General features: G+C 62.2%; 21 protein-coding genes and 1 pseudogene. 19 read left to right on the top strand and 3 right to left on the bottom strand.

Features of this window, described 5'->3' with window-relative positions; translation table 11 throughout:
• Positions 1-66 precede the first annotated feature (66 nt).
• The 19 genes and pseudogenes from EFR00_RS29135 (at position 67) to ureG (ending at position 15,948) form a co-directional block, all read left to right on the top strand.
• On the top strand, positions 67-1,971 hold the full coding sequence (locus EFR00_RS29135) for an acid phosphatase (protein ID WP_077990055.1): 1,905 nt from the start codon (positions 67-69) through the stop codon (positions 1,969-1,971).
• Positions 1,972-2,156: 185 nt separating this feature from the next.
• Entirely contained in the window at positions 2,157-3,449 is a 1,293-nt protein-coding gene (urtA, locus tag EFR00_RS29130) for an urea ABC transporter substrate-binding protein (protein ID WP_077990056.1), read from the top strand.
• Positions 3,450-3,548: 99 nt separating this feature from the next.
• Positions 3,549-5,171 carry an urea ABC transporter permease subunit UrtB gene (urtB, locus tag EFR00_RS29125; RefSeq protein WP_077990057.1) on the top strand — a complete coding sequence of 541 codons (1,623 nt, stop codon included), beginning with the start codon at positions 3,549-3,551 and terminating at the stop codon, positions 5,169-5,171.
• On the top strand, positions 5,168-6,331 hold the full coding sequence (urtC, locus tag EFR00_RS29120; RefSeq protein WP_077990058.1) for an urea ABC transporter permease subunit UrtC: 1,164 nt from the start codon (positions 5,168-5,170) through the stop codon (positions 6,329-6,331). The genes urtB and urtC overlap by 4 nt, the downstream gene beginning before the upstream one ends.
• Before the next feature lie 5 nt (positions 6,332-6,336).
• The gene (gene urtD, locus EFR00_RS29115; RefSeq protein ID WP_077990059.1) at positions 6,337-7,092 is read left to right on the top strand and encodes an urea ABC transporter ATP-binding protein UrtD; all 756 of its coding nucleotides are present in this window, start codon (positions 6,337-6,339) and stop codon (positions 7,090-7,092) included.
• A 74-nt stretch (positions 7,093-7,166) separates the two neighbouring features.
• Positions 7,167-7,685 (top strand): hypothetical protein, encoded by a 519-nt coding sequence (locus tag EFR00_RS29110; protein WP_039623453.1) that lies wholly within the window; start codon positions 7,167-7,169, stop codon positions 7,683-7,685.
• Positions 7,686-7,703: 18 nt separating this feature from the next.
• A complete protein-coding gene (urtE, locus tag EFR00_RS29105; protein WP_003581844.1) occupies positions 7,704-8,399 on the top strand; it encodes an urea ABC transporter ATP-binding subunit UrtE in 696 nt (231 codons plus the stop codon).
• A 150-nt stretch (positions 8,400-8,549) separates the two neighbouring features.
• Positions 8,550-9,371, top strand: coding sequence for an urease accessory protein UreD (locus tag EFR00_RS29100; RefSeq protein ID WP_077990060.1), 822 nt, complete (start codon positions 8,550-8,552; stop codon positions 9,369-9,371).
• A 28-nt stretch (positions 9,372-9,399) separates the two neighbouring features.
• Positions 9,400-9,702 (top strand): urease subunit gamma, encoded by a 303-nt coding sequence (locus EFR00_RS29095; protein WP_003561955.1) that lies wholly within the window; start codon positions 9,400-9,402, stop codon positions 9,700-9,702.
• 9 nt (positions 9,703-9,711) lie between these two features.
• A complete protein-coding gene (locus EFR00_RS29090) occupies positions 9,712-9,963 on the top strand; it encodes a DUF1272 domain-containing protein (RefSeq protein ID WP_077990061.1) in 252 nt (83 codons plus the stop codon).
• Between the two features lie 10 nt (positions 9,964-9,973).
• The gene (locus tag EFR00_RS29085; RefSeq protein ID WP_038690840.1) at positions 9,974-10,279 is read left to right on the top strand and encodes an urease subunit beta; all 306 of its coding nucleotides are present in this window, start codon (positions 9,974-9,976) and stop codon (positions 10,277-10,279) included.
• Between the two features lie 12 nt (positions 10,280-10,291).
• Positions 10,292-10,699 (top strand): lysozyme inhibitor LprI family protein, encoded by a 408-nt coding sequence (locus tag EFR00_RS29080; RefSeq protein WP_039621643.1) that lies wholly within the window; start codon positions 10,292-10,294, stop codon positions 10,697-10,699.
• Positions 10,700-10,715: 16 nt separating this feature from the next.
• Entirely contained in the window at positions 10,716-11,339 is a 624-nt protein-coding gene (locus EFR00_RS29075) for a Urease operon accessory protein (RefSeq protein ID WP_179363868.1), read from the top strand.
• A gap of 3 nt (positions 11,340-11,342) precedes the next feature.
• Complete coding sequence (gene ureC / locus EFR00_RS29070) at positions 11,343-13,055, top strand: urease subunit alpha (protein WP_077990063.1); 1,713 nt, start codon at positions 11,343-11,345, stop codon at positions 13,053-13,055.
• Between the two features lie 31 nt (positions 13,056-13,086).
• A complete protein-coding gene (locus EFR00_RS29065) occupies positions 13,087-13,758 on the top strand; it encodes a TIGR02117 family protein (protein WP_077990064.1) in 672 nt (223 codons plus the stop codon).
• A 4-nt stretch (positions 13,759-13,762) separates the two neighbouring features.
• Positions 13,763-13,888: pseudogene (locus tag EFR00_RS33760) on the top strand (GGDEF domain-containing protein); the annotation flags it as partial.
• Between the two features lie 84 nt (positions 13,889-13,972).
• Positions 13,973-14,569, top strand: coding sequence for an urease accessory protein UreE (ureE, locus tag EFR00_RS29055; protein WP_077990065.1), 597 nt, complete (start codon positions 13,973-13,975; stop codon positions 14,567-14,569).
• A gap of 6 nt (positions 14,570-14,575) precedes the next feature.
• Complete coding sequence (locus tag EFR00_RS29050; protein WP_077990066.1) at positions 14,576-15,247, top strand: urease accessory protein UreF; 672 nt, start codon at positions 14,576-14,578, stop codon at positions 15,245-15,247.
• Positions 15,248-15,336: 89 nt separating this feature from the next.
• Positions 15,337-15,948: an urease accessory protein UreG gene (gene ureG / locus EFR00_RS29045; RefSeq protein WP_038690830.1), complete on the top strand. Its 612-nt coding sequence runs from the start codon at positions 15,337-15,339 to the stop codon at positions 15,946-15,948.
• A 99-nt stretch (positions 15,949-16,047) separates the two neighbouring features.
• On the opposite strand, the gene EFR00_RS29040 is transcribed toward ureG, so the two are convergent.
• The 3 genes from EFR00_RS29040 to EFR00_RS29030 form a co-directional block, all read right to left on the bottom strand.
• A complete protein-coding gene (locus EFR00_RS29040) occupies positions 16,048-19,374 on the bottom strand; it encodes an efflux RND transporter permease subunit (protein ID WP_077990067.1) in 3,327 nt (1,108 codons plus the stop codon).
• Positions 19,375-19,386: 12 nt separating this feature from the next.
• Positions 19,387-20,577, bottom strand: coding sequence for an efflux RND transporter periplasmic adaptor subunit (locus EFR00_RS29035; RefSeq protein WP_077990068.1), 1,191 nt, complete (start codon positions 20,575-20,577; stop codon positions 19,387-19,389).
• 396 nt (positions 20,578-20,973) lie between these two features.
• A complete protein-coding gene (locus tag EFR00_RS29030) occupies positions 20,974-21,945 on the bottom strand; it encodes an ABC transporter substrate-binding protein (protein WP_077990069.1) in 972 nt (323 codons plus the stop codon).
• Between the last annotated feature and the right edge of the window lie 7 nt (positions 21,946-21,952).

Raw genomic sequence — 21,952 nt, 5'->3', positions numbered from 1 at the left:
AAGCCGCTCTGTCACACTCGCCCTCTAACTCTCCCGCCGTTCCTTCAACCATTTCAGGTATCATCCATGTCTGTTTCAAGCCTTTTCCGCCTGAGCACTGCTCTCGTCTGCCTCGTTTCGATCGTGCCGTCGCTTGCTGGCGCCGAGCAGGCCACGGCGGCGAAAGCACCTTACGTCGAGGCCGGAAACACCAACAAACGCGGTGACGCCTGTTTTTCGACTGCCGACACCAATGCCGCCGTTCACCTTCTCTCCGGCTTCCTCGAAGTCTGGACCCCGCGCACGCCTTTTGTCGACGCGGGCGTCGAAGCGCCGGCCAAGGACAATTGCCCGGCGGTCGCCAAGACGGATTGGGACGGCATTCCTTTCAGCAAAACCGACGGCCAGATCGTCAACAAGCTCGTTCATGATGCGAACATCGCTTATGTCGTCAAGGCGACGCGGGCGCGGACGGCCGAGCAGGCGGTCGCCGCCTATCTCGACGACCGGCGCGGCAAGAATGCCAGCATCGTCGACGGCCTCGGCCCGCTGACGGATGCCTGGAAGGCCGGCTCCAAGCAGACCACCACGATCACCGAGGTGGCGGCCGACGCGACGACGGTCAAATATGACGACAAGGGCAATAATCGCGGCGCCGGCAGCAAGCCGGATCCGGAAAACAAGACCGATGCCAACCCGGACATGGGGCTTGCGATCGACTTCATCAACGCCGCAAGCGCTGACGGCTCGACGGAACCCGCCAAGCGCTATTTTAAATATGGCCGTCCGTATCGCTGGAGCCAGGACGTGTCGGTTGTCCCGACCCTGGTGCCCGCCAAGAGCGGCAAGCCGGTCGAGGACGGCGGTTTCCCGAGCGGGCATACGGCGGAAGCGTGGCGGGATGCGCTCGCCATGGCCTATCTCGTGCCGCAGCGCTTTCAGGAAATGATTACGCGCGCCAGCGAACTGGGCGAGGATCGCATCCTTTCCGGCATGCATTCTCCGCTCGACGTGATGGGCGGCCGCATGCTCGGCACCGCGACGGTCGTCTACAATCTGAACAAGGCCGACAATTCAGCGCTGAAGAGCGATGGCTATGCCCAGGCGCAGTCGTGGCTGATCGCCAAGTCGGGCGTCCAGGATGCGGGGGCGCTTCAAGTCGCCGCCCATGCCGCGCCGCTTGCCGCAGACCGTTTTGCCGATCATGACGCCAATCGCGCTTACGTGCTGCAGCGTCTGAGCTACGGCCTGCCGACGATCCATGCGACCGATCAGCCGGCCCGCGTGCCGCAGGGCGCCGAAGCGCTGCTCGAGACCCGTCTGCCTTATCTCGACGGCGAACAGCGCCGCGAGGTTTTGAAGACGACGGCGATCGCCTCTGGCTATCCGCTCATCGACGACGCCGAAGGGTACGGCCGCCTCAACCTGTTCGCCGCAGCCGACGGTTACGGCGCCTTCGACCAGGATGTAAGCGTGACGATGGATGCGGCCAAGGGTGGCTTCAGTGCAATCGACACCTGGCGCAACGACATCGCCGGCAAGGGCAGGCTGGTGAAGAGCGGCAGCGGCATCCTCGGCCTGTCAGGCGCCAACAGCTATGCGGGCGGCACGGTTCTGGAAGAGGGCGTGTTGGTCGCCGGCTCGTCTTCGGCCTTCGGCACCGGCGGGCTGACTGTCAATGGTGGCTCGCTGGTTCTCGCCGCCGACAAGCCGTTGACCGTGGGTGGCGACTATCAGCAGACCTCCAATGCTGTCGTGAAGCTGGCGATTGGCGCGGACGGTGCCGGCACACTCGTTGTCGAGGGCAAGGCGGAGCTCGCCGGCGACCTCGACGTCACGCTTGCCGACGGCTTCACCCCGGCGCCCGGAACCACGATCGAGATTCTGAAGGCATCCAACGTCACCGGCAGCTTCGGCAAGTTCACCATCTCCGGCCACAGGGCGAGCCTCTCCTATGGTCCGACATCGGTCACTTTGACGATCGGCGACTGATTTCCGTGTCATAGCTGGAGGGCATCCCGGTCGCGGGATGCCCTTTGCTTTTCGGCCTGCCCGTTTACCTCCTGCGCCTACGTCATTTTGCGTATGTGTTTTTGCGATGCGGCACCCGATAGTCGCCTCGGCAACAGTTAACTCCGTTTCCGGCCTGTTGCGGAACAAGAGAGGGGATCAACCATATGAATCTCAAATCCACTATCACGGGTGCTGCACTCGGCGCCGTCATGGCGGCGTCGGCCGCCCTAAATGGCGCGGTCGCGGCCGATGACACCATCAAGGTCGGCGTGCTGCATTCGCTTTCCGGCACGATGGCGATTTCCGAAACCACGCTGAAAGACGCCATGCTGATGCTCATCGACGAGCAGAACAAGAAGGGCGGTCTTCTCGGCAAGAAGCTCGAAGCCATCGTCGTCGATCCGGCTTCCGACTGGCCGCTGTTTGCCGAAAAGGCCCGCGAGCTGATCGAAAAGGACAAGGTTGCCGCCGTCTTCGGCTGCTGGACATCGTCCTCGCGCAAGTCGGTGCTGCCGGTTTTCGAAGAGCTGAACTCGCTGCTCTTCTACCCCGTGCAGTATGAAGGCGAGGAATCCTCGCGCAACATCTTCTACACCGGTGCTGCTCCGAACCAGCAGGCGATTCCGGCGGTCGACTACCTGATGAACACCGAGGGCGTGAAGCGCTTCGTGCTTGAAGGCACCGACTACGTCTATCCCCGCACAACCAACAAGATCCTTGCGGCCTATCTCGAATCCAAGGGCATTCCGAAGGAAGACATTCTCGTCAACTACACGCCGTTCGGTTTCTCCGACTGGCAGACGGAGGTCGCCAAGATCAAGGAATTCGGCTCGGCCGGCAAGAAGACCGCCGTCGTCTCCACCATCAATGGGGACGCCAACGTGCCCTTCTACAAGGAACTCGGCAACCAGGGCATCAAGGCAACCGACATTCCCGTCGTCGCCTTCTCGGTCGGCGAAGAAGAGCTTGCCGGTCTCGACACCAAGCCGCTCGTCGGCCACCTCGCCGCCTGGAACTACTTCGAGTCGGTTGAAAGCCCGGCCAACAAGAAGTTCATCAAGGAATGGCACGCGTTCACCAAGAACGACAAGCGCGTGACCAACGACCCAATGGAAGCCGCCTATATCGGCTTCAACGCCTGGGTAAAGGCCGTTCAGGCCGCCGGCACCACCAATACCGATGCCGTCCTCGACAACATCATCGGCGTCACCGTGCCGAACCTCTCCGGCGGCTATGCCACCGTCATGCCGAACCACCACATCACCAAGCCGGTGCTGATCGGTGAAATCCAGGCCGACGGCCAGTTCGAAATCGTCCAGCAGACGCCTGCCGTCGTCGGCGACGAATGGTCGGATTACCTGCCCGACTCCAAGGACCTGATCTCCGATTGGCGCAAGCCCCTCAACTGCGGCAACTTCAATGTCGCCACCGGCAAGTGCGGCGGCAAGGGCTCCTGAGGAAGGATCCGATCCGTTGACAGCCTGAAGACTTCCGTCCGGAGCCGATCCGGACGGAAGCTCCGTCCTTACCGCTGCGCCTCCAGGTCGAGAGAGAAGATGTTTCGCGCCATCAAGATTTTTCTTCTGACATTGTGCCTGCTCTCGGGGCTGACGCTGCCGGTGGCCGGCCTTCGCGCCCAGGACGATGTGCATGCCCTTGTCGATGCACTCGGCGTCGGCGGCTTTCCCGAGCGCGATGCGGCCATCCGGGCGCTCGTCGCTTCCGGGGATCCGCATGTGAGCCAGATCCTGCAGCGCTTGAGCGACGGCCAGCTCTATGTCAATTCGGAAGGCGGCCCCGTTCTCGTGCAGGGCGGCACGGAGGACGAGCCGACTTATTCCGACCCGATCACCGGCGAGGCGGTCGCCGACATCGATCCCGACATGATGTCGAAGGTCAAGATCAACAATGCGCTGCGCACCACGATCACGACCATAATGAGTCAGTTGACGCTGCTGAGCCCGGATCGCTCCGCGCGGCTCGCAGCGGCCGAGGGCATGCTCAAGGACGCCGATCCCGCCAATCTCGATCTCCTGAATTCGGCCCTCTCGGCCGAGAAGGACGGCGAGATCAAAAACACGATGGAAGCGGCGCGCGCCGTGATGGTGCTGAAGAGCGACGCCGGCATCGAGGAGAAGAAGGCCGCGATTGAAACGGTCGCGGCGCGCGGCGGCCGCAATGCGCTGACGATCCTGTCGATGGCGATGGCGACCGCGCCCGACGATCTGAAGCCGGCAATCCAGGCCGAGATCGACTCGATCAAGCGCGACGTGGCGCTTTGGGATGTCGTCCAGAACGTCTGGTACGGCCTGTCGCTCGGCTCGGTGCTACTGCTTGCTGCAATCGGCCTGGCCATCACCTTCGGCGTCATGGGCGTCATCAACATGGCGCATGGCGAAATGGTGATGATCGGCGCCTACACGACCTATGTGGTGCAGGAAACGATCGCCTCGGCCTTTCCTTCGCTCGCCGATTATTCGCTGGCCTTCGCGGTGCCGGCCGCCTTCCTCTTCACCGGCCTCGTCGGCCTCGTCATAGAACGTTCGGTGATCCGCTATCTCTATGGCCGGCCGCTGGAGACGCTGCTTGCCACCTGGGGCGTTTCGCTGATCCTGCAGCAGGCAATCCGCAGCTATTTCGGCCCGACCAACCGCGAGGTTCGCAATCCGAGCTGGATGTCCGGCGCCTTTGATTTCGGCGGGCTGGTCATCACCTGGAACCGGCTCTGGATCATCGTCTTCTCGATGGTGGTGTTCCTGACATTGCTGATGCTGCTCAAGCGGTCCGCCTTCGGCCTGCAGATGCGGGCGGTAACGCAGAACCGGCGCATGGCCTCCTCCATGGGCATCCGCACCGGCTGGGTCGACGCCTTCACCTTCGCACTCGGCTCGGGCATCGCCGGCATGGCGGGCGTGGCGCTCTCGCAGATCGACAACGTCTCGCCGAACCTCGGCCAGAACTATATCATCGACAGCTTCATGGTCGTCGTCTTCGGCGGCGTCGGCAATCTTTGGGGCACGCTGGTCGGCGCCTTGTCGCTCGGTGTCGTCAACAAGTTCCTCGAGCCCTTCGCCGGCGCCGTGCTTGGCAAGATCCTGGTGCTCGTCCTCATCATTCTCTTCATCCAGAAGCGTCCGCGCGGGCTCTTCGCACTCAAAGGAAGGGCGGTGGAAGCATGATAACGGCCTTCCTTCTCCGGTCTCTCGATCGCAGGATCTCTATCGCCGTCGCCTTGTTGCTGGTGGTCGCCATCCTGGTGCCGGTTCTGAACCTTGCGACTGGCCCGAGCCATCCGCTGCACATTCCGACCTATATCATGGCGCTGTTCGGCAAATATCTGACCTATGCGCTACTGGCGCTGGCGCTCGATCTCGTCTGGGGTTTCTGCGGTATCCTCTCACTAGGCCACGGCGCTTTCTTCGCGCTCGGCGGTTATGCGATGGGCATGTATCTGATGCGTCAGATCGGCTCGCGCGGCGTCTATGGCGATCCCGTGCTGCCCGACTTCATGGTGTTCTTGAACTGGAAGGAATTGCCCTGGTTCTGGTACGGCTTCGACCAGTTCTGGTTCGCGGCGTTGATGGTGCTCGCCGTGCCCGGTCTGCTCGCCTTTGTCTTCGGCTGGTTCGCCTTCCGTTCGCGCGTCAACGGCGTCTACCTCTCGATCATCACCCAGGCGATGACCTATGCGCTGCTGCTTGCCTTCTTCCGCAACGACATGGGGTTCGGCGGCAATAACGGCATGACCGACTTCAAGGATATCCTCGGTTACAACATCCAGGCCGACGGCACGCGTGCCAGCCTCTTTGCCGCGACCGCGATCTTCCTGGCGCTGTCACTGACGATCGCCTCGGCGATCGTGCGCTCTAAGTTCGGCAAGGTGCTGGTCGGCGTACGCGATGCCGAGAGTCGCACGCGCTTCCTCGGCTACCGCGTCGAGCATTTCAAACTCTTCACCTTCGTTATATCGGCGATGATGGCGGGGATAGCCGGCGCGCTCTACGTGCCGCAGGTCGGCATCATCAATCCCGGCGAATTCGCGCCGGCCAATTCCATCGAAGTCGTCATCTGGACGGCTGTCGGGGGGCGGGGGACGCTGATCGGGCCGATTATCGGCGCGATCCTCGTCAATGGCGGCAAGACGATCTTTACCGGCCTCTTTCCGGAGTTCTGGCTGTTTGCGTTGGGCGGTCTCTTTGTCGCAGTGACGTTGTTCCTGCCGAAGGGCGTCGTTGGTACGATCTCGCAATATCTCGTCAGGCGGAAACCCGTTACCGACGCTGCCGAGCCGGCGGCTGAGGAAGACGGTATCGAGCCGAAAATCCAGGCAGCGGAGTGAGCACAATGATCCCCGACGTCAAACCCACCAGCGTGCTATACCTCAGCGGCGTCTCCGTTTCCTTCGATGGCTTCAAGGCGCTGAATTCGCTGTCGATCGTCATCGAACCGGGCGAACTTCGCGCCATCATCGGCCCGAACGGCGCCGGCAAGACGACGATGATGGACATCATCACCGGCAAGACCAGGCCTGACGAAGGCGAGGTGTTCTTCAACGGCACGATCGACCTCACCAAGAAGGACGAAGCCGATATCGCTGAGCTCGGCATCGGCCGCAAATTCCAGAAGCCGACGGTCTTCGAAAGCCATACGGTCTGGGACAATCTGGAGCTGGCGCTGAACCGCCGCCGCGGGGTGTTCTCGACCCTGTTCTACCGGCTGTCCGGCGAAGACAAGACGCGTATCGAGGAGATCCTGGAGACAGTGCGGCTCACGCATCGCCGCGACGAACTGGCCGCCAACCTCTCGCATGGGCAGAAGCAGTGGCTGGAGATAGGCATGCTGCTGGCGCAGGAGCCAAAGCTGCTGCTCGTCGACGAGCCGGTGGCCGGCATGACCGATGCTGAGACGGCGGAGACGGCGATCCTGCTCAAGGATATTGCCAAGACCCGTTCGGTCGTCGTCGTCGAACACGATATGGGCTTCATCCGCGACCTCGGCGTCAAGGTGACGTGCCTTGCGGAAGGCTCGGTGCTGGCGGAAGGATCGATCGATTTCGTGAGTTCGGATCCGAAGGTGATCGAGAACTATCTGGGGCGGTGAAGAATGCAACTTCGAGTCTTGAACCTGACAAGAGAAGACGCTCTAAAAGAGCGGGTTTATTGTGGGGTTTCATCATGGCTTTTCTCGGCATTCTGGTCGCGGCGATCAGCGGCGCGGTCATCTGGTATTGGCGTTTTAAAATGATGCGTGAGGCGGGAAACGAGATCATCGATTCCGTCGAGCGTATGCGGGGTGCCTATAAGCGCGGAAAGCTTCGCAAGCAGGCGGAGGCAGCGCCGCTGGCATCGATTGCCGATCCGGCGATTGCGGCGGTGGCCTTCTTCTTCTGCCTTGCCAAGGAAAAGCCGATCCATCTCGACGCTGCGAAGGATGTCGTCCGCAACCGCATGAAAGGTGTCATTAGGCCGGGCGACATGGAAGAGGTATTGGTTTTCGGCGAGTGGGCGTCCAAGAATGTCACCAGTCCCGAAGATCCGATCCGCCGGTTCCGGGATCTCTGGATAAAGGCGCTCGACATGCAGGAACGCCAGCAGCTGATCGGTATTGCCGAGGACGTGGCCGCGGCCGGCGGCGAAAGAACAAAAGAACAGGAGTACGCCCTGCAGACGCTGAGGCGCACGCTGATGAACTGATGGGGAATGGGTGAACGAATGCTGACAGTCGAAAACGCAAATCTGCATTACGGCGCAGCGCAGGCGCTGCGCGGCATCTCGATCAAGGCGGAGATGGGCAAGATCACCTGCGTGCTGGGGCGCAACGGTGTCGGCAAGAGTTCGCTTCTGCGCGCGGTCACCGGCCAGCATCCGCTGTCGGCCGGCACTGTCACCTTCAACGATACCAGGCTGAACGGCCTGCCGCCCTTCGCCCGTGCCAAGCAGGGCATCGGCTACGTGCCGCAGGGGCGGGAAATCTTCCCGCTGCTGACGGTCAAGGAAAATCTTGAAACAGGTTTTGCTCCGCTTGGCCGCCGCGACCGCAACATTCCCGACGATATCTTCAGTCTTTTCCCGGTGCTGAAGTCGATGCTGTCGCGGCGCGGCGGCGATCTTTCCGGCGGCCAGCAGCAGCAGCTGGCGATCGGCCGCGCCATGGTGACGCGGCCGAGGATCCTCGTGCTCGACGAGCCGACCGAGGGCATCCAGCCGTCGATCATCAAGGATATCGGCCGGGCAATCCGCTACCTGCGCGATTCCACCGGCATGGCGATCCTGCTCGTGGAACAGTACCTAGATTTCTGCCGCGAGCTTGCCGACTACGTCTACATCATGGATCGCGGCGAGATCGTGCATGAAGGACTTGCCGAGACGCTGGATACGCCGGAGGCCCGCCGTCATCTGACCGTCTGACCGGCAGCTGCCGCTTTTTACGGCAGACGGCGCAATGCTTTGCCAATCACCCGCGCGGGCAGACGGTCCTTGCTAGGCGGCATGGGAATTGCTTCCTTTCTGTCATCAGCGCGATTGAATGGAAGCGGCGGCGCGACTGAAAGGAACGATATGACGATTGTGGCGACAGCCACGCGACCGCAAAGAGCGGAGGGGCGCGGGCATCTGGCAGCAAAACTGCTCGACGGCCGTACGCGCATCCGTGAGCTCTATCAGGAGGGGGCGGCGAAGATCCGCCTGCCGGATACGTTCGATGCCTCGATGGAAGCCGTCATTATCAATACCGCCGGCGGGCTGACGGGCGGCGACCGGATGGACTGGAGCATCGTTGCCGGCGCCGGGACGAAGATCGACGTTACCACCCAGGCTTGCGAAAAGATCTACAAGGCCTCGGCCGGCGTCGCCGGGGTGACGACCCGCATCGAAGCGGGGGTGGGGGCACGTGTCGACTGGCTGCCGCAGGAAACGATCCTGTTCGACCGGGCGGCGCTCTTCCGCCGGCTCGATGTGGATCTCGACGACACTGCCGAATTTCTGGCGGTAGAAGCCGTGCTGCTCGGCCGCAAGGCCATGGGCGAGACGGTTGACACGGGGCTTTTCCGCGACCGCTGGCGCATCCGCCGCTCGGGCCGGCTGATCCATGCCGAGGAGCTTAGGCTTTCCGAGGGTGTTGCGGCGCTCTCGGCACGCCCGGCCGTGCTCGGCGGGCAGGTGGCCTTTGCGACGCTGCTTTATGCCGGGCCGCTGGCGGAGGCCTATCTTGGCAGGGTCCGGCCGCTCGTCGATGGGATGATGGGCGGTGCAAGCGCCTGGAGCGACAAGCTGGTCGTTCGCCTTGCGGCGGCCGACGGTTTCACCCTGAGAAAAATCCTGATCCCTGTCATTTCCGTCTTGCGCAATGGTGCGCCTGTGCCGAAAGTCTGGAATCTCTAAAGCGAAGCATGAAGCAGATGGGCAAGCAATGAACCTCACTCCGAGAGAAAAAGACAAGCTGCTGATTTCAATGGCGGCGATGGTGGCGCGGCGGCGGCTCGAGCGCGGCGTCAAGCTGAACTATCCCGAAGCGATCGCGCTGATCAGCGATTTCGTCGTCGAAGGCGCCCGAGACGGCCGTCCGGTCGCCGAGCTGATGGAGGCCGGCGCCCATGTGATCGGCCGTGATCAGGTGATGGAGGGAATTGCCGAGATGATCCACGATGTGCAGGTCGAGGCGACATTCCCCGATGGCACCAAGCTGGTCACCGTGCACGAGCCGATCCGGTGAGGAAATAGAATGCTGGAGCTCAGACCCAATTGCGAATGCTGCGACAAGGATTTGCCGCCGGAGAGCACCGAGGCGCGGATCTGCACCTACGAATGCACCTTCTGCGCCGATTGCGCAGACGATGTGCTGAAGGGCACCTGCCCGAATTGCGGCGGCAATCTTGTTGCCAGGCCCATACGGCCGACTGATATGCTCGCCAAACATCCGGCGTCGACGAAACGTGTGCTGAAGGCCGAGGGCTGCGCGCCCAGGGCAGCTTGAGGGGAACATCATGATTCCAGGCGAAATCATTGCCGCAACCGGCGACATCGAACTCAATGCCGGCGCACCGACGGTAACGCTGGAAGTTTCCAATACCGGCGACCGGCCGGTGCAGGTCGGCAGCCACTATCATTTCGCCGAGACCAATGCCGGCCTCTCCTTTGACCGCGCGGCGGCGCACGGCAAGCGGCTCGACATTCCGGCGGGAACGGCGGTGCGTTTCGAGCCGGGGCAGACGCGCTCGGTGACGCTGATCCCGCTTGCCGGCAAGCGCGAGGTCTACGGCTTCCGTCAGCTGGTGATGGGCAAGCTTTAACGGGAGGGATGCATGCGTTTGAACATCTGCCTCATCGGGGCGGCGATGCTGCTGGCGGCGGGTAGTTCCTTTGCTCAGGACATCGATTGCCAGAACCCCAAGACGCAATCGGATATGACATCCTGCGAGGCGGCGCGCCACGAGACCGCGGACAAGGCGCTGAACGAGCAATACAAGAAAACCCGCGCCGCCATGGTGGCGATCGACAAGGATCTCGACGGCGACATGAAGGGCGCGGAAAAGGCGCTGGTGAAAGCGCAACGTGCCTGGATCGACTATCGCGACGCCCAATGCGACGCCTTCGGCTTTCAGGCTCGCGGTGGCACGATGGAGCCGATGCTGGTTGCGGGATGCCTGGCAGAAGAAACGGACAAGCGCACCAAAGAGCTGAAAGAGCTCGAAGAGACGATGGGCAACTGAGGTGATCAAGAAGATCGTGATCGTCGGCAATGGCGAGGTCGCAGAGGCGGAAGCACGCGTAATCGATGCCGCCGATTTCGTCATCCGCTTCAACGATTGCCGCTCCTATGGCGCCGGCGGTGGTCGCACGGATGCCGTTGCGGTCTGCAACACCGGCCGGCCGGCCAAGGCGATGCTCAGTTCGCCTGAGTGGCGCGCTCATCCCGGCGTCGTCTCGGCCCGCGAAATCTGGAGCGTGCGTGACCCGGAAAAATTCGCCGCGATGCGAGCGCCGCTTGCCATCTCGCATCCCGATCTCGACGATTTCTGCGACGACTATACGGAGGCGTTCGGCGCCTTCTGCGCGGAGGTCGGCAAGAAGCATGTGGTGATCGATCAATCGGTCCACGACGCCGTCGATGCCTCTCTTTCGGCCTTTGCGCCCACCCCCTATGTCGTGCCGAGCAGTGGCATGATCGTCATCGCCCAGGTACTGAGCAAATTTGCCGAGTCCGAGGTGGCGCTGGCCGGCTTCGGTCATGCCGGCTGGGAATGGCACCCCTTTGCCGCCGAACGGCAGCTTGTCGATGGTTATATTGCCGCGGGCCGCCTCAGGCGGCTCGGCGGAAAAATGCTTGTCTCTTCCTCCTACGGAGTCTGATGGATGCCCTATAAGATCTCGCGCGCCGCCTATGCCGGCATGTTCGGACCGACCACCGGCGACAAGGTGCGCCTCGCCGATACGGAGCTCTTCATCGAGATCGAGAAGGATTTCACCACCTATGGCGAGGAGGTGAAGTTCGGCGGCGGCAAGGTGATCCGTGACGGCATGGGCCAGAGCCAGGTGACGCGGGCAGACGGCGCGGTCGATACCGTCATCACCAACGCGGTGATCGTCGATCATTCCGGAATCTACAAGGCCGATATCGGCCTCAAGAACGGGCGCATCGCTGCGATCGGCAAGGCGGGCAATCCCGATACGCAGCCCGGCGTCAATATCATCGTTGGCCCTGGCACCGAGGCGATTGCCGGCGAAGGCAAGATCGTCACCGCCGGCGGCATGGACAGCCATATCCACTTCATCGCTCCGCAGCAGATCGAGGAAGCGCTGATGTCGGGCATGACCTGCATGCTCGGCGGCGGCACGGGACCGGCGCACGGCACGCTCGCCACGACCTGCACGCCCGGCCCCTGGCATATCGCGCGGATGATCGAAGCGGCAGACGCCTTCCCGATGAACCTCGCTTTTGCCGGCAAGGGCAATGCTTCGCTGCCGGGCGCGCTGACGGAGATGGTGCTGGCCGGCGCCACTTCGCTGAAGCTGCACGAGGACTGGGGCACGACGCCGGGCGCGATCGACTGCTGCCTCTCAGTCGCCGACGACTATGACGTGCAGGTGATGATCCACACCGATACGCTGAACGAAAGCGGCTTCGTCGAGGATACGATCGGCGCCATCAAGGGTCGCACCATCCATGCCTTCCACACGGAAGGGGCAGGCGGCGGGCATGCGCCGGATATCATCAAGATCTGCGGCCAGCCGAACGTCATCCCGTCGTCCACCAATCCGACGCGGCCCTATACCGTCAATACCATCGCCGAGCATCTCGACATGTTGATGGTCTGCCATCATTTGTCGCCATCGATCCCTGAGGATATCGCCTTTGCCGAAAGCCGCATCCGCAAGGAGACGATTGCGGCCGAAGACATCCTGCACGATATCGGCGCCTTCTCGATCATCTCGTCCGACAGTCAGGCCATGGGCCGCGTCGGCGAAGTGGCGATCCGTACCTGGCAGACGGCCGACAAGATGAAGCGCCAGCGCGGTCGGCTGAAGGAAGAGAAAGGCGACAACGACAATTTCCGCGTTCGCCGCTATATCGCCAAGTACACGATCAACCCGGCAATCGCGCACGGTCTCAGCCATGAGATCGGTTCCGTCGAGGTCGGCAAGCGCGCCGACCTGGTGCTTTGGAACCCGGCCTCCTTCGGCGTGAAGCCCGACATGGTGCTGCTCGGCGGCTCGATCGCGGCAGCGCCGATGGGCGATCCGAACGCCTCGATCCCGACGCCGCAGCCGGTGCACTACCGGCCGATGTTTGCTTCTTACGGCAAGAGCCTCACCAGTTCCTCCGTCACCTTTGTCAGCCAGGCCTCGCTCGATGCCGGTCTCAAGGGCAGGCTCGGAGTTGCGAAGGAACTGTTGGCGGTGAAGAATACCCGCAGCGGCATCTCCAAGGCATCGATGATCCACAACGACCTGACACCCGAGATCGAGGTCGATCCTGAGACCTATGAGGTCAGGGCGAACGGCGAGTTGCTGACATGCGAGCCGGCGACGGTGCTGCCGATGGCGCAGCGCTATTTCCTGTTCTAGGCCCCCTCGTTCCGTGCGCCGGACGGTTCCGATGAAAACAGGCATCCGCTGGATGTTGCGGACCATATTGCTGGTCGTCGCTCTGGCGACGGCCGGAACCTTCATTCCCCGGCCGCTGATCGCACCGGTCGAAGCATCGTCCGCGGTGGCAACCCACCGGATTCTGCTTCTGTCGGGAACGATCCATACGGATATTGCGATTCCACTCGACGAGGAGACGCGGGCGGCTTTTTCCTTTCTCGACGATTCCGGCTTTCCGCTCGGCCATCCGAACGCGGAATGGCTAGTCGTCGGCTGGGGCGGCCGCGCCTTCTATCTGGAAACGCCGACATGGTCGGAGCTAAAGCCGATGCCGGTGTTGCGGGCCCTGACGATCGACCGTTCGGTGCTGCACGTGGATCTCGCCGGTCATATCACCGAGCCGCAGCCGGCCATTATGGCCTTCGATATCGGTAACGAACAATTGGCGCGGCTGCGCAATTTCATCTCGGATAGTTTTGTCCGCGACGCGGGCGAGGTGAAGCCGATCTCAAACGCAGGTTACGGCGAGATCGACCGGTTCTTCGAGGCGGAGGGATATTTCAACGCCCTCTTCGGCTGCAACACCTGGACGGCTGCCGCGCTCCGCTCGGCCGGACTTCGAACCGGCTTATGGAACCCGCTTCCACAATCATTGCGACTATCTGTTGGTGTCTACAATTGACGCAGCTGTGGACCGGCGCGCCGTCGTGCACGAACGAGAGGGTCTCCATCATGCCTGGCACGGACTCGCCGATAATGGGCTCGATGCCAAGGGCAGGGGCGACAACGTGATGCAGGCTTACGGGACATAAAAGTCCTGACCTGAGAAAAAGGCCATTGGTGCTTGCATCGGGAAAGGCTATTTTGCATGGTCGTCTTAGCAATACGGACATATCATGCAGCGCGTCACTTCCTATCTTCCCGCCGGTACCCCATCCTCCCATCCGACCGCCCAGGTCAAGCTGCCGCACGATCTGCGCCATCTGCGCCGCAAGCTGCTGCATCTGGAAAATGGCGAGATGGTCATGCTCGATCTCAAGGACCCGGTGCTTTTTGCCAACGGCGACCTGCTGGTGCGCGAGGATGGCGAACTGATCGAAATTCTGGCTGCCGACGAGAAACTCTTCGAAATTCGCGGACGCGACCGCACGCATCTCGTCGAGCTCGCCTGGCATCTCGGCAACCGGCATCTTGCCGCGCAGATCGAGGAGGACCGCATCGTCATCCTGCGCGACCATGTCATTCGCTCGATGCTGCAGGGCCTCGGCGCCACCGTCCTCGACATCGACGAGCCCTTCCAGCCGGCACGCGGTGCTTATCATTCCCATGCCGCCCATTCGCACGATCACGGTCATGCGTCTCATGACCATAGGCATGAGCACAAACATGAACACGGCCACGACCATGTGCATGGGCCGGGATGTGACCATGACCATGACCATGATCATGATCATGATCACCACCACGGGCATCACGGCCACAAGCACGACTGAGGCTCGATGACTGGGGATTTCGAGCTGCAGGCAATGCTGCGCTTGACGGCATGGCTCTCGCCGGCCTTTCCGATCGGTAGCTTTGCCTATTCGGGAGGGCTGGAGCGGGCGGTGGCTGACGGGCTCGTCACGGATGCGGCCTCGCTTGCGGCGTGGATCGGCACGCTGATCGGCCATGGCGCGATCTGGAACGATGCGGTGCTGCTTGCCGAAAGCCACCGGTGCCAGGCAGAAGCCGCGCGCCTCGCCGAGGTTGCCGCACTCGCAGAGGCGCTTGCCGGATCACGCGAGCGCCATCAGGAAACCATGCTGCTCGGAGACGCCTTCCTAGCGGCGGCCCGGGCTTGGCCGGACGAAGTGTTCGAGAGGCTGACCGGCAAGACCGCTTATCCCGTCGCGGTGGGCGCGGTTGCCGGTGCGCATGGTATAGGGTCCGAGCAGGTGCTCGCAGTCTTCCTGCACGCCTATGCCTCGCAAGCGGTTTCGACCGGTATCCGCCTCGGCGTCGCCGGGCAGAGGGACGGTGTTGCCCTGTTGGCCGGCCTTGAAGGGCACATTGCGGAGGTTGCCCGGCGGGCGGCAGCGTCGTCGCTCGACGACCTCGGCTCGGCCACCGTGCAGGCCGATATCGCCAGCCTGCGCCACGAGACGCAGGCGACGCGGTTGTTCCGCTCGTGAGGAAGTCAATTATCCGCAAAGACTGCGTCATTTGACGGTGGCGCCCGCTGCCGCCGTCGCTATCATTCGGTGCGATTGGAGTGAAACACATGAAATCAAGGAACGGACCCCTGCGCGTCGGCATCGGCGGACCGGTCGGCTCGGGCAAGACGGCGCTGACGGAAAAGCTATGCAAGGCGATGCGCGACGACTATTCCGTCGCCGTCGTCACCAACGACATCTACACGACCGAGGATGCCGAGGCGCTGGTGCGCATGCAGGCCTTGCCTTCGGAGCGGATCGTAGGCGTCGAAACCGGCGGCTGCCCGCATACCGCCATCCGCGAGGATGCGACAATCAATCTGCAGGCGATCGCCGGCCTCAATGAGCGCATTCCCGATCTCGACGTCGTCTTCATTGAATCCGGCGGAGACAATCTGGCGGCGACCTTTTCGCCAGATCTCGCCGATATCACCATCTATGTGATCTCCGTCTGCCAGGGCGAGGAAATCCCGCGCAAGGGCGGGCCCGGCATCACCCGATCCGACCTGCTCGTCATCAACAAAAAGGATCTGGCGCCCTATGTCGGCGCCGATCTCGAGGTGATGGACCGGGATGCGACGCGCATGCGCGCGAGCCGCCCGTTCGTCTTCTCGGACATGAAGCGCGGCGACGGCATCAGTTCGATCGTCAATTTCCTCAGGGAGCAGGGCGGGCTCTGAGTCAAACCGCCGCCGGTCGAAACCGCCGGTGGCATGATTGACAAAACAAAACGGGCCGGGAGATCGCTCCCGGCCCGTTTGTTTTTTCTTGGGCTTTGCTCACTCCGCCGCAAACGGCGGTAGCCGGAGCACGTTGGTGTCGTTGCCTTTGGCGGTCTTGCGCTTGCCTTCCGGCTTTTCGATCGCCGTCAGGCGCTCGTCCAGCGCATCGATATCGCTGCGGTTCTCGCGGGCCACGCGGGTGAGATCCTCGGGCGACAGCGGCAGTTCCTCCTCGTCCTTCCTGCCGACCATGCGGCCGAACATCCAGCCGAGCAGGCGGGACAGATCGTCCATGATCAGGAAGAAGGAGGGCACGACAACAAGCGAAAGCACCGTCGAGACGATGATGCCGCCGATCACCGCGATCGCCATCGGCGCGCGGAACGAGCCGCCTTCGCCGACGCCGAGCGCGGAAGGCAGCATGCCTGCCGACATGGCGATCGAGGTCATGATGATCGGCCGGGCGCGCTTGCGGCCGGCTTCGACCATGGCCTCGACGCGGCCCATGCCCTGATGACGCATCTCAATCGCGAAATCGACGAGCAGGATAGCGTTCTTGGTGACGATCCCCATCAGCATCAGAATGCCGATCATCACGGGCATGGATAGCGGGTTGTTGGTTATGATCAGGCCCGCCGCAACGCCGCCGATGGCGAGCGGCAGCGAGAACAGGATGGTGAAGGGCTGGATCACATCCTTGAAGAGCAGGATCAGCACGGTCAGCACCAGCAGCAGCCCCATCAACATGGCGTTGACGAAGCTCTGCTGCATCTCGGTCTGCACTTTGGTATCGCCGCTTTCGGCAAGATGCACGGTGGCCGGAATGTTGGTCTCCTTGACGATCTCGCGGAAACGGGCCGAAGCCGTGTCGAGCGCCACGCCCTGCGGCAGGTCGGAGCCGATCGAGACGACACGGTTGCGGTTGTTGCGCTTAATCGAGCTGACGCCTTCCGAATAGTCGATATTGGCGACGCTCGAAAGCGGAACGGTGCCGCCGCTGGCGGTCTGGATCTTCAATGCCCGGAGGGCCGCAAGATCGCGGCGCATGTCGAGTGCCGCCTGCACCCGGATCGGGATCTGGCGATCGTCGAGCGAGATCTTGGCAAGCGCCGCATCGACATCGCCGATAGTGGCGACACGGATCGTTTCGGAGATCTGCTGCGGGGTGATGCCGAGGCGGGCGGCCTCGTCCTTGCGCGGGTAGACCTGCAGTTCCGGGCGGGGCAGGGCGCCGTCGGCGCTGACATTGGCGAGCAGCGGGTCGGCGCGGAGCTTGGATTCGAGAATGCCGACGGCGTCGTTCAAATCCTTCTCGTTTTTGGAGAGGAAGTTGAAGGAGAGGTCGCGTTCGCCCCGATCGTTGAGCTTCAGGATATGGACGTCGGGAATGTCGCGCACCTTGGCGAAGACTTCCTTTTCAATATCCCATTGCGGGCGTTCACGGCCGTGGACTTCCACCTTTGGCAGCATTGGGCCGATGACCGGGATGTCACCGAGCACATCGTTGACCACCTTCTTGACCAGCGACTGGTCGAGCTTGTGGAGAGCCAGCGTGATGGTTGCACGGCGTAGTTCGAGATCGCCCTTCGGCGACGCGCCGCCGAGGACGAAGACACTTTCGACGCCGTTGATGTCCTTGACCCTGTCGTAGATTGCTTTTGTCGTCGTCTCGGTGTCGTCGAGCCGCGCGTTGGGCGGCAGTTCGACGGAGAGAACGATGCGCGAGGCGTCTTCGGGCGGCAGGAAGCTACCCGGAACCTTCATCAGCAGCATAACCGAACCAACGAGGAAGCCTACCGCCGCCAATAGTGTCAGATATCGGGAATATTTATGCCCGGTCGTCGCGCGGATCAGGCGCGTGTAGCCCTTCATCAGCAGACCGTCATTGTCGTGATGGTCGTCGACACCGTCTTCGGCGCGCATGAGGTAGGCGGCCATCATCGGGGTGATGAGGCGCGCCACCATCAGCGAGAAGAAGACGGAGAAGGCGACGGTCAGGCCGAACTGAATGAAGTACTGGCCGGGAATGCCCGGCATGAAGGAAACTGGCACGAAGACGGCGATGATGGTGAAGGTGGTGGCAATGACGGCGAGGCCGATTTCATCAGCCGCCTCGATCGCCGCCCGATAGGGCGTCTTGCCCATCTTGATATGGCGGGCGATGTTTTCGATTTCGACGATCGCGTCGTCGACGAGGATACCGGTCGCCAGCGTCAGGGCCAGGAAGCTGACGAGGTTCAGCGAGAAGCCCATCATGTCCATGACCCAGAAGGTCGGGATCGCAGACAGCGGCAGCGCGATCGCCGAAATCAGCGTCGCGCGCCAGTTCCGGAGGAAGAGCAGGACGACGATGACGGCGAGCAGCGCGCCTTCGAGCAGCGTGTGGATGGCGGCTTCGTAGTTGCCGTAGGTGAAATACACCGAATCGTCGATCATCTCGATCTTCACATTCGGGTTTTCGCTTCTGACCTTGTCGAGGCTCTGCGCTACGGTTTCGGCGACGCTGACCTCGCTGGCGCCCTTCGAACGAAAGACGCCGAAGGTGACAACAGGCGTATCGTTGAAGCGCGAGAAGGATTTCGGCTCCTCATAAGTGTCCTTGATGACGCCGAGGTCGGACAGCTTGACGAAACGGCCGTTCGGCAGCGCGATCGTCGTGTCTGCGAGTTCGGCAACATTGCGGGCATCGCCGAGTACGCGGATCGCCTGTTCGCTGCCCGCCACCTGGCCGCGGCCGGAGCCGAGGTCGACGTTGGTGCCGCGCAGCTGCTGGTTGACGCTTGCGGCGGTGATACCATGGGCATCGAGCTTGGCGGGGGTGAGTTCGATGCGCACTTCGCGCTCCGCGCCGCCGTAGCGGTCGACGCGGCCGATACCGGCCTGGCCCTGCAGGGCGCGCTTGACCGTATCGTCGACGAACCAGGAGAGTTCTTCGAGCGACATGGCGGGCGAGGAGACGGCGAAGGTCTGGATCGCTTGGCCCTCGACGTCGACCTTGGTGACGATCGGCGTTTCGGCCGTGGCCGGCAGGTCGCTGCGGATGCGGTCGATCGCATCCTTGACGTCCTGCACGGCCTGTTCCGTCGGCACTTCCATGCGGAACATGACGTTGGTCTGCGAGCTGCCGTCGGTTACCGTCGACTGGATTTCGTCGATGCCGGTGATCGAGGCGATCGCGTCTTCGATCTCCTTGGTCACCTGCATTTCCAGTTCGGCCGGCGAAGCGCCGCTCTGCGTCACGCTGATCGAAACCAGCGGCACGTCGATGTTCGGGAAGCGTGTGATCGGCAGCGTGTTGAAGGACTGGATGCCGATGAATATCAACAGGCAGAAGGCCAGCAGCGGCGCGATCGGGTTTCGAATGGACCAGGCTGAAAAATTCATCGGATGGTCTCTTTAGTTGGAAGCCGAGGGCTGTTCACGCACCGGCGTGATGCGGTCGCCGTCGCGGACATAGGCGCCCGCCTTGGCCACGACCTCATCGCCGCTCTTCAATCCATTGACGATCTCGACATAGGCCCCGTCCTGGATGCCGGTCTCGATCTTGGCGAATTTTACCACACCATCCTCGACCTTCCGGGCCGACGAGCCTTCATTGCCGGTCAAGACCGCGGTCAAGGGAAGCGATACGCCTTGGGTCTCGCGCACGATGATCTCGGCACTGCCATACATGCCGGAGCGCGCCTTGCTGTCATCGTCGATGGAGATATGGACAAGGCCGAGGCGGGTGGCCGGATCGACGGTCGGCGACACGAGGCGCACGGCGCCGGAAAGCTTCTCGCGGCTGCCGGAAAGCGAAATCGTCGCCTTCTGGCCGGCCATGATCCTGACGATGTCGCTTTCGGCGACCTCGGCGACGAGCTCGATATCGCCGTCGCGGATGAGTGTGAACAGCGGGTCGCCGTTACCGGCGGCAATGGCGCCGACCTTGGCGTTCTTTGCCGAGATCGTGCCGGCGACCGGCGTCTTCACATCGGTGCGCGCCAGCTTCAGATCGGCATCGGCGATCTGGCTGTCGAAGACCTTGAGGTCAGCTTCAGCGACCTCGATCGCCTGCTCGGCGGAGACGACGCGGGCATTGGCGGCGGCGGCGGTCGCATCGGCCTGCTCGACCTGGGCGGTGGAAACCGTGCCCTTCTTGACCATTTCCTGGGCGCGGGCCTGCTGCTGCCTGGCCTGTTCGGCATTGGCCTGCGCCTCGATGAGCTGGGCGCGCAGCTGGGCGAGGCTTGCCTCGCCCTTGGCCTTCGTCGCCATCATCTGGCTCTTCTCCAGGACCAGCGCGTCATCGTTGAGCGTCGCCAATGTGCTGTCGGCCTGAACCTTGTCGCCGATATCGGCTCTCAGCGTGCGGATCGACAGGCCCTCGACCTGCGGCTGGATATAGACTTCTTCGACTGGCTTGACCGTTCCCGTGCCGATGACACGGTCGACGAGGGTGCGATTTACAGCCGTGGTGACGACGATCGCCGGCAGGTTCTGCTGCGGTTTTGCGACCGGCGTTTCCTGCGAAAAGGCGGAGGATGCAGCAAGTGCGGCTGCAAAGAGGGTGGATGCGCCTAGAATTCCAATCGGCTTGCGTGCCATTCGTCTTCGTCCAATCTTGTAACAAGGTTGGCCGAATTCGCGCGTCTGCAGATCAGCTCGCGATCAGGCCACTGCCTTCCTGTATTCTCAAGGGTATCCGCACTTCATTTGCCGTCTTCGTCCCTCACCGGCAAATCGGTCTCTAATTGGTATCGATTTGCTCGATATGCAAGTCCGGCAGAAAACAATTCCCCACGAGCTCATAATAATTACCATGCTAACCTGAATCAATCATCGGAAGGTTATGTGAACATGACGATGATTGATCGCGCCTCTACCCAATGACGTTTGACGTCCGACAAATGCGACAGGCGCGGGGCCATTTCTTCTGGGCGCGGAAAACTGACAAAACGCGCGGAAATCTCCCCGCGCGTTTCCCGTTGCATTGCAGCGGATTTACTTGGAGGCGGCGTCGGTGATGTCGTGCGTCCAGGCGCCCGATGGCTCCTTGCTAATGATCTTCTGGTCGAGCAGCGCCTTTGCCGTGCGGGCATAGAGAGCTTCATCCAGCTTGCCGGAGCCGTCCCCGACGAGCTTGGCTACTTCGCCCATCATGCGCTTCTGGTGGTTTTCGTCCTGGCCGCCATTGTCCACGACGATCTCGGCAGACTCGTCAGGATTATCGGTCGCATATTTCCAGCCCTTCATCGAGGCGCGGACGAACTTGACCATCTTCTCCTTGAAGGCCGGGTCCTTCAGCTTGTCCTCCATCGCATAGAGGCCGTCTTCCAAGAGGTCGTTGCCCATCTCGGTATAGTTGAAGACCGTCAGTTCCTCCGGCTTGAAGCCGGCATCGATCGCCTGCCAGTATTCGTTATAGGTCATGACCGAGATGCAGTCGGCCTGCTTCTGGACGAGTGGCTGCACATCGAAGCTCTGTTTCAGCACGGTGACGCCGTTCGGGCCGCCTTCCGTCGACAGGCCGAGCTTGTTCATCCAGGCGAAGAAGGGGTACTCGTTGCCGAAGAACCAGACGCCGAGCGTATGACCCTTGAAGTCGGCCTCGGTCTTAACAGGGCCGTCCTTCCGGCAGATCATTTGCAGGCCCGACTTCTGGAAAGGCTGAGCGATGTTGACGAGCGGAACGCCCTTTTCGCGGGCAACCAGAGCGCCGCCCATCCAGTCGACGATCACATCGGCGCCGCCGCCGGCGATCACCTGTTCGGGGGCGATATCAGGACCGCCCGGCTTGATGTCGACTTCGAGACCTTCCTCCTTGTAGAAGCCCTTGTCCTTGGCGACGTAATAGCCGCCGAACTGGGCCTGCGTGACCCATTTCAGCTGCAGCACCACCTTGTCGGCGGCCATCGCGTGCGCGGCGGCAAGCGTCATCGCGCTCGCCATCATTGCAACCATCAACTTTCTCATTTTCTTA

Source organism: Rhizobium sophoriradicis (assembly GCF_003939025.1).
Lineage (GTDB): Bacteria > Pseudomonadota > Alphaproteobacteria > Rhizobiales > Rhizobiaceae > Rhizobium > Rhizobium sophoriradicis.
The sequence above is the reverse complement of the archived record's forward strand: the minus strand, read 5'-3'. Positions and strand labels throughout refer to the sequence as shown.

What these genes read in the sequence shown, in the direction of transcription:
- EFR00_RS29100 (WP_077990060.1), top strand. Translation starts at nt 8,550, where the DNA reads ATGACGATTGTGGCGACAGCCACGCGACCGCAAAGAGCGGAGGGGCGC.
- EFR00_RS29110 (WP_039623453.1), top strand. Translation starts at nt 7,167, where the DNA reads ATGGCTTTTCTCGGCATTCTGGTCGCGGCGATCAGCGGCGCGGTCATC.
- urtE (WP_003581844.1), top strand. Translation starts at nt 7,704, where the DNA reads ATGCTGACAGTCGAAAACGCAAATCTGCATTACGGCGCAGCGCAGGCG.
- ureE (WP_077990065.1), top strand. Translation starts at nt 13,973, where the DNA reads ATGCAGCGCGTCACTTCCTATCTTCCCGCCGGTACCCCATCCTCCCAT.
- EFR00_RS29050 (WP_077990066.1), top strand. Translation starts at nt 14,576, where the DNA reads ATGACTGGGGATTTCGAGCTGCAGGCAATGCTGCGCTTGACGGCATGG.
- urtB (WP_077990057.1), top strand. Translation starts at nt 3,549, where the DNA reads ATGTTTCGCGCCATCAAGATTTTTCTTCTGACATTGTGCCTGCTCTCG.
- urtC (WP_077990058.1), top strand. Translation starts at nt 5,168, where the DNA reads ATGATAACGGCCTTCCTTCTCCGGTCTCTCGATCGCAGGATCTCTATC.
- urtA (WP_077990056.1), top strand. Translation starts at nt 2,157, where the DNA reads ATGAATCTCAAATCCACTATCACGGGTGCTGCACTCGGCGCCGTCATG.
- EFR00_RS29095 (WP_003561955.1), top strand. Translation starts at nt 9,400, where the DNA reads ATGAACCTCACTCCGAGAGAAAAAGACAAGCTGCTGATTTCAATGGCG.
- ureC (WP_077990063.1), top strand. Translation starts at nt 11,343, where the DNA reads ATGCCCTATAAGATCTCGCGCGCCGCCTATGCCGGCATGTTCGGACCG.
- ureG (WP_038690830.1), top strand. Translation starts at nt 15,337, where the DNA reads ATGAAATCAAGGAACGGACCCCTGCGCGTCGGCATCGGCGGACCGGTC.
- EFR00_RS29040 (WP_077990067.1), bottom strand. Translation starts at nt 19,374, where the DNA reads ATGAATTTTTCAGCCTGGTCCATTCGAAACCCGATCGCGCCGCTGCTG.
- EFR00_RS29035 (WP_077990068.1), bottom strand. Translation starts at nt 20,577, where the DNA reads ATGGCACGCAAGCCGATTGGAATTCTAGGCGCATCCACCCTCTTTGCA.
- EFR00_RS29030 (WP_077990069.1), bottom strand. Translation starts at nt 21,945, where the DNA reads ATGAGAAAGTTGATGGTTGCAATGATGGCGAGCGCGATGACGCTTGCC.
- EFR00_RS29080 (WP_039621643.1), top strand. Translation starts at nt 10,292, where the DNA reads ATGCGTTTGAACATCTGCCTCATCGGGGCGGCGATGCTGCTGGCGGCG.
- EFR00_RS29135 (WP_077990055.1), top strand. Translation starts at nt 67, where the DNA reads ATGTCTGTTTCAAGCCTTTTCCGCCTGAGCACTGCTCTCGTCTGCCTC.
- urtD (WP_077990059.1), top strand. Translation starts at nt 6,337, where the DNA reads ATGATCCCCGACGTCAAACCCACCAGCGTGCTATACCTCAGCGGCGTC.
- EFR00_RS29065 (WP_077990064.1), top strand. Translation starts at nt 13,087, where the DNA reads ATGAAAACAGGCATCCGCTGGATGTTGCGGACCATATTGCTGGTCGTC.
- EFR00_RS29090 (WP_077990061.1), top strand. Translation starts at nt 9,712, where the DNA reads ATGCTGGAGCTCAGACCCAATTGCGAATGCTGCGACAAGGATTTGCCG.
- EFR00_RS29085 (WP_038690840.1), top strand. Translation starts at nt 9,974, where the DNA reads ATGATTCCAGGCGAAATCATTGCCGCAACCGGCGACATCGAACTCAAT.